The following is a 5,900-nucleotide window of genomic DNA, read 5'->3' on the forward strand; positions in this document are numbered from 1 at the left end:
TCATGTATCTCTACAGTCTCGGATATGACATAGGGGTATATGAGAACGTTCTGAGAGAACTAACATGAAGGAGGCACAGTATGACTAACGAGAACAGGGTTATTAAAAGGCAACCGAATAGGAAGACACACAAGGGAACCGGGAGGTGATACACCATGAATCCGGCAGTAAAAAACGAGAACGGATCCCCTGCCAGAGATCCGCTCTCAACACAAAAAGCAAGCTTGGAACATCTAAATACTATCACTTTCAAACGGGAAAGGTCTAATTCTGTTTACCCTTTTTGCAACAGTGATATTACTTCGTCAATTCACGCAGAAGAAGCGTCGGGAATAGGACAGAATTTCTCCTGTCCATACATTTCCAGGCAATTAGCTCCTGAGAAATCGGAGAACGGAGAACGGCTGACGGAGAACCGTCACCCGTTCCCCTTATCCTACTCCCGAATCAAAGCCTTCGTGGAATGTCCTCACAGGTTCTATCTACGATATCTCGAGGGACTTCCCGAAGCTCGGGGAGAGGGAAGAAAACATAATGGGCTAATTCTAAGAGCTGTGTTCAACTCTTATCTCGGCAACTCTCCTACTCCTCTCCTCTTTGGAGAAAATCTCAAGAGGGATATGGAGCAGATAGAGTTCGGAGTTCAATTCCTCAAGAGCAAAGATGTCGTTGCCCTCAATATCCCCTTCGCTCTGGACAGGTTCTCCAATCCAATACCATTCGATGAACCGGAAGTGGTGTTTAGGGGAGTGGCGCAGGCGCTCTATGAGGAAGAGCGCGATGTCAGAGGTAAGAGGTCAGATGTAAGAAAGACCGTAACCAACGAATCGGATTTCTTTGAGAAGGGTGTACGGGATATAGAAGACTTGAAAGGCCAAGATCCAGAGCTCTTCTCACCTCTAACCTCTCACGCCTCGCCTCATGCTCAGCTCGTTCTCTGCCACTTCAAGGCGGGGTTTGGCGATCCCGACTGGGAGAGGCTTCTTATATACGCCTGGGCTTTATCGAGAGGGGGATATAACATAGGCAGGATCGAATGGGTCTCTCTTTCTGCAGGTGCTTCCTTCTCGAAAGAGATAACGAAAGAGAACCTCGAAGAGGCGGGGATCAATCTATACGCCTGGATAAACCAGATCCTTCAGAGCGACTTTAAGCCCGAAGCCGGAGACCACTGCTCTTACTGCCTGTATCATTCACTATGCCCTCTCATGGAGAAGCTTGGAGAGGATCTCACGATAAGTGACAGTGACTCCCTTAAGAACACCCTTCAGAAGACAGTCGCCTTTCAGGAGGGAGCGAAGAAGATGAAGAAGCTCGCGGATGAATTCATAGACAGGGAAGGGATAGGAAAGGTTGAGCTAAATGGCTATGAATATGCGAGCGATGAGGCTCCTACTCAAATAAGGCTTCTGGATAGAGAGGCTGCTCTGGATACAGTCGTCGGGCTTCCAGATCCATTCAAATTCATCACGTTCAAGAACCTTTCGGAACTGGTCGACTATCTTCCCGAAGAAGCGTACGAGAAGAAAGAGAAACTGAAACCGGTGAGGAGATTCAGGAAAGCGTAGCTTTTGAAAAGATGTAAGAGGCCAGAGGGAAGAGGTGAGAAGAGCAATTGAATCTGCCTTTCTAACCTCTAGCCTCATACCTCTCACATCTGTCCGATCTTTGACTGGAGGTTTTACCGTGAATTACATAGAACTTATAAACAACTTTTGGATAGCGAACAAGATACACAAGTTCAACTCTCTCGAGACATCTCTTTATTTCTTCATACTAGATTACGCCAACAACGCTAGATGGCCCGAGAGTTTCATAGTTCCAAACGGGATAGTTCAGAGCGTATACGGATGCACGAAGGGACAGCTCACAAGAGCTAGAAGAAGACTTTGCAAGGCGGGACTCATTTCCTATGAATCGGGCGACAGATTCAACCCCGGAAAATACTCGATTTCCGCGTTCCCGATGGATACCCGACACGTCCCTGACGCGTCCTTGACAGATACCCCGACGCGTGCCGAGAATCAGATTTCAACAGCCGCAGATGACGAGGAAATGAATGCTCTCGACCAAAGCACGGTTGATCGCGATGAGAGCCCGAAGAGTCCCCGATGCGTTCCCGATACGTTCTCGACTGATCCCAATAATATAAACAAAACTAAACCAAAGAAAACTAAAGAAGAAAGTACACAATTACCTAACGGTAATTCGTCAGTGAGACTGACGGGTGAGAGTCGGATTTCCGGTGGATTGTCGGCTTTTTCCGGTGTTGAAGAGAAATCAGAAGAGGAAACGGATCGAGAAGAGCAGACGACATTTTATGTGAAAGATGAGTCGTACGATGAAAAGGGAGTCACTTCTTTTTGCGGAGCCCAAACAGACGACGACTCTCCGCCTTTCACATCGGATGAATCTCAGTTCCAGCGGAGATCGGCCGACTTTTGCGTACCGTACGAGAAGATCCGTCAGGCCTTCATTGACCTCTGCCCCTCTCTTCCTGCCCCAAAGGAATCGGCAAAATGGTCGGGTTCGAGAAAGAGAAACGTCCGTGCCCGCTGGAAGGAGTATCCCGCTATAGAGTTCTGGGAAGACTACTTCAGCAGGGTGGAGGAATCCGAGTTTCTCTCCGGGAGAGTGACGAGATGGAGGGCGGACTTCGACTGGCTTATGAAGCCCTCTAATTTCGAGAAGGTCCTGGAGGGGAAGTACTCTAACAGGGGCGACAGGATGGCAGATGTTCTCAGGGACTTCGTGGGAGTTGGACTGGATGGACAGAAGCACATTCGCTGAGGGACTGGCAATGCTGAAGATGGCCTTCCCCGGATTCACTCTCGACAGACCGGCGGCAGAGCTATGGTACAAGATGGTCACCGACATCTCCGATTTGGCCTTCTCGGCAGCCGTGCACAGGTTAATCATGACTACGCATAGACCACCGACGATAGCCGCGATAAGAAAAGCGGCCCTGGATGAAACAAAGGATTCGTTGAGCGCGGAAGACGCCTGGCAGATAGTCATAGAGGACGTGCACAAATTCGGAATCTACAAAGAGCAATTCTACGACGATCCAAGGCTGGAGAATGCGAAAAGGACAATAGGCTGGCAGGAGTTGTGCGATATGACTGGTGATTCTAGAAGGGTAGTCAGGGCTCAGTTCATAAAAGCATATGAATCATACGATTTCAGGGAGAATGACAAGGCGCTCAACGGAAAGAAAGAGGAAGTGAACAAGGAGCTTCTCTCGAAACTCTTCGGCGGAGTTTTACCCGGAGCGAAGAGCCGCTGAGAAGATCCGCTGAACGCTAGTGAGGTGCGACCTTGCGGTTGGAGGTCCGGCGGTTTCTCAGCTTGAAACTCCGTGGCTTGAGACTGGTTTTGACTTGCAACTTGCAACTCAGAACTTGGAACTGATCTTGAAGGAGGAAAATATGGAAGAATTCGGAAGAAGATTGAAGGAAAGAATGATAGACAAGAATATGACTGAAGCCGAGCTCGCACAGAAGGTCCAGCTCTGGTCTTCGATACTCACTTCATACCTGCAGGGAGAAAGGTTCCCGGGGTACTACACATTGCTAAGGATAGCAGAGGCGCTGGATGTCTCTATAGATTTTCTTCTCGGTTTGAAGGATGAGCCCGAGCTCAATAGCGCCGTCAAGAAAAGCTCTCCCGGGGAGAAGAAGAAGTCAAGAGAAGAAGACCTCATAAGGATCACAAACAAGTACATAGGAGACATGAAGACCAAAGAGGCCCGAGTCTTCTACGGAGAACTCATGAAAGGCGAAGAGAAGCTCTCCGGCTTTGCCTTGTATGACGCGGCCAGACTTACTGCCTTTTTCGGAGAGAAGGAAAAGGCTCTGGAGATGCTGAAGCAATTCTGTAAGCGAAACCCGGATGAAACCTGCGGCTTCTGTTCCATTGCCGACATAGAGAGATCCATGGGAAGACTCAAAGAGGCCGAAGGGGACTACAAATGGGTTCTGAAAAAAGACCCGAAGCATTTCTGGGCGACCCTCCGGCTTGGAGAGATGGCCTTTGACGAAGAAAAGCTTACCGAGGCCTACTTCTGGTTCGATAAACTCACGAGAGACCATCCGCTCGACCCGACGGGATACTTCCAGCTGAGCAAGGTACTCGCAAGAATGGAGAGGCCTTCGGCAAGCAGGCAGAACTTCCTCGCAGGGATCATGCTGAACTTCTCCATGGAGATCCCTAAAGTGGCCGACCTTACGACGAAGGTTATCTACGACAACCTGGGAGATTCCTCCAGGACAGAGGATCTGATCGAAGCCGTCGAACTCATACGAAAGAACGCCGACAGGCTCGAAGCCGAAAGGAAGAATGGACACTACGAAGGACTTTCCTTTGGAGAGATGCTCCAGAGGCAGAGAGAATTCCTTTCGTCTTCAAATAGCCTGCAGGATGAAGGCTTGCTAGACGATGAATTCGAAGAAGAGAGCGCCGAGGCCCGGCTCTGATCTCAGTGATGGTTCAAAGAACAAAAGGTAGAAGAGGTGAAAGAGATGATGATGATTCTAAGGCTGAATGAAATAAGAAGGCACCAGTTTCTCGAAGAAACGGAAAAGGCGAAGGAGCTTTATCTGAAGACGATTACGGAAATAGGCTTGAGAGAAGACCCGAATTGGGAGCTTGAAGAGGAGCCGCTCGACGAATTCAAGTATGACTGCGAATACCTCGTGCTCGGCCGAATAGCCGAGGATTTCGGCGATCTTCACATAGCCAGGAGGCTCTTCGAGGAGTGTTACAGGAGATGGCCCGACGACATGAGAAGCGTAAAGGATCTCGCAAGGGTATACAGAAAGCTGAACCTTCCGAACAAGAGCGAGATGATGTACAGGCTGGCCCTCTCATACGATAACGACGACCGCAATGCGTTAAGGGAAATGAGTGAGCTTTACCTCGAGCTGAACAGACCCCTCGATGCCCTCGCATGGCTTCAAAGAGCGCTGCTTCTCGATCCCTTCGAGGCGGAGAATTACCTTCTCGTTGCGAAGGCCCTGAAGATGATAGACAAGGTCGAAGAGAGCATAAAGATGTTTCGCGCGGCAGCGCTTCTGGATGTCCGGCGCTATGAAGCGACCTTGAGAGAGAAGATAACAGAGGCCTACGCAGAAGAGATCGGAGATGCCGAGGAGCTGAACGATATCTACGAAGTGAATGAAGAGATCATGGAATGGATGAAGAGATCAATCAAGTATTTCCATAGCCGAAAAGGGGCGAAAGAACAGCAGGATGCCAGGAGATCGGGTGATTGATGAAAAGGACCTGCTGGGAAGAACCGCTGAGCGCTGAAGGCTGGGTAGAGCAAGGACCGGCGGGCTTCGCCAGGAAGTGATGCTCGCTGGCGCGAGGAAGTGATGCCCGGAAGAGCATCCGGGGAAGTGATGCTGCTTCGCAGGAGGCGACAAAATAGCCAGTCAGGCTACGCCAGGCCAGTCTTTGGTTCGCAAAGGCCAGTCTCGCCTTCGGCGAGTCAAGTTCCGCTTCGTGGTGAAAGAGCCGCTGAAGGCTGTGCGCTGGGGGTATGGGGTAGCAGGTACTTAAGATCTTGACCAACCTCTGAGTCAGCAGCTGACAACGAAGTTTCTTGCCTGTTGGGAGGTTCGTAAGATCTTGACCTACCCCAAGAGAGTTAACGGTTCACCGTTGACCGTTCTCCGAAGTGGAATGAGCAAGTGATTTCGAAAGTTTCCAGAGCATGCGGTTAATGCGTTCGGCACTCTCTTCAATAGTCCCAAGAGTCTCTTTGTTGATGTAGCCGAATTCGAACGAAAGTTCCAACTGAGAAACTGTCTCATTGCGTTATCCTACTGCCATGAGGAGGGAATGAACGGATTCCTTTCGGTATTGGCGACCCGCCCCCTCGGCAATGTTTGCCATAA

The 5,900-nt window shown here is 49.9% G+C and carries 5 protein-coding genes and 1 pseudogene; 5 read left to right on the forward strand and 1 reads right to left on the reverse strand.

The window, feature by feature from the left end:
- The first annotated feature begins 155 nt into the window (after positions 1 to 155).
- The 5 genes from Q502_RS14055 to Q502_RS14075 all read left to right on the forward strand — a co-directional run bounded on the left by Q502_RS14055 (position 156) and on the right by Q502_RS14075 (position 5,273).
- Positions 156 to 1,568, forward strand: coding sequence for a PD-(D/E)XK nuclease family protein (locus Q502_RS14055; RefSeq protein WP_112109545.1), 1,413 nt, complete (start codon positions 156 to 158; stop codon positions 1,566 to 1,568).
- A gap of 118 nt (positions 1,569 to 1,686) precedes the next feature.
- Positions 1,687 to 2,790 (forward strand): hypothetical protein, encoded by a 1,104-nt coding sequence (locus tag Q502_RS14060; RefSeq protein ID WP_099830341.1) that lies wholly within the window; start codon positions 1,687 to 1,689, stop codon positions 2,788 to 2,790.
- Positions 2,768 to 3,286, forward strand: coding sequence for a hypothetical protein (locus Q502_RS14065; protein ID WP_099830342.1), 519 nt, complete (start codon positions 2,768 to 2,770; stop codon positions 3,284 to 3,286). Before Q502_RS14060 ends, Q502_RS14065 begins: the two co-directional genes overlap by 23 nt.
- Positions 3,287 to 3,428: 142 nt before the next feature.
- The gene (locus Q502_RS14070; RefSeq protein WP_133117341.1) at positions 3,429 to 4,475 is read left to right on the forward strand and encodes a helix-turn-helix domain-containing protein; all 1,047 of its coding nucleotides are present in this window, start codon (positions 3,429 to 3,431) and stop codon (positions 4,473 to 4,475) included.
- A 45-nt stretch (positions 4,476 to 4,520) separates the two neighbouring features.
- A complete protein-coding gene (locus tag Q502_RS14075) occupies positions 4,521 to 5,273 on the forward strand; it encodes a hypothetical protein (RefSeq protein WP_099830344.1) in 753 nt (250 codons plus the stop codon).
- 385 nt (positions 5,274 to 5,658) lie between these two features.
- Here the strand turns inward: Q502_RS14075 and Q502_RS14940 are convergent.
- Positions 5,659 to 5,805 (reverse strand): annotated as a pseudogene (locus tag Q502_RS14940) (four helix bundle protein); the annotation flags it as partial.
- Positions 5,806 to 5,900: the final 95 nt, after the last annotated feature.

The organism is Mesotoga sp. Brook.08.YT.4.2.5.2. (genome assembly GCF_003351125.1).
In the GTDB taxonomy this organism is placed as follows: domain Bacteria; phylum Thermotogota; class Thermotogae; order Petrotogales; family Kosmotogaceae; genus Mesotoga.

What these genes read in the sequence shown, in the direction of transcription:
- Q502_RS14055 (WP_112109545.1), top strand. Translation starts at nt 156, where the DNA reads ATGAATCCGGCAGTAAAAAACGAGAACGGATCCCCTGCCAGAGATCCG.
- Q502_RS14065 (WP_099830342.1), top strand. Translation starts at nt 2,768, where the DNA reads ATGGACAGAAGCACATTCGCTGAGGGACTGGCAATGCTGAAGATGGCC.
- Q502_RS14070 (WP_133117341.1), top strand. Translation starts at nt 3,429, where the DNA reads ATGGAAGAATTCGGAAGAAGATTGAAGGAAAGAATGATAGACAAGAAT.
- Q502_RS14075 (WP_099830344.1), top strand. Translation starts at nt 4,521, where the DNA reads ATGATGATGATTCTAAGGCTGAATGAAATAAGAAGGCACCAGTTTCTC.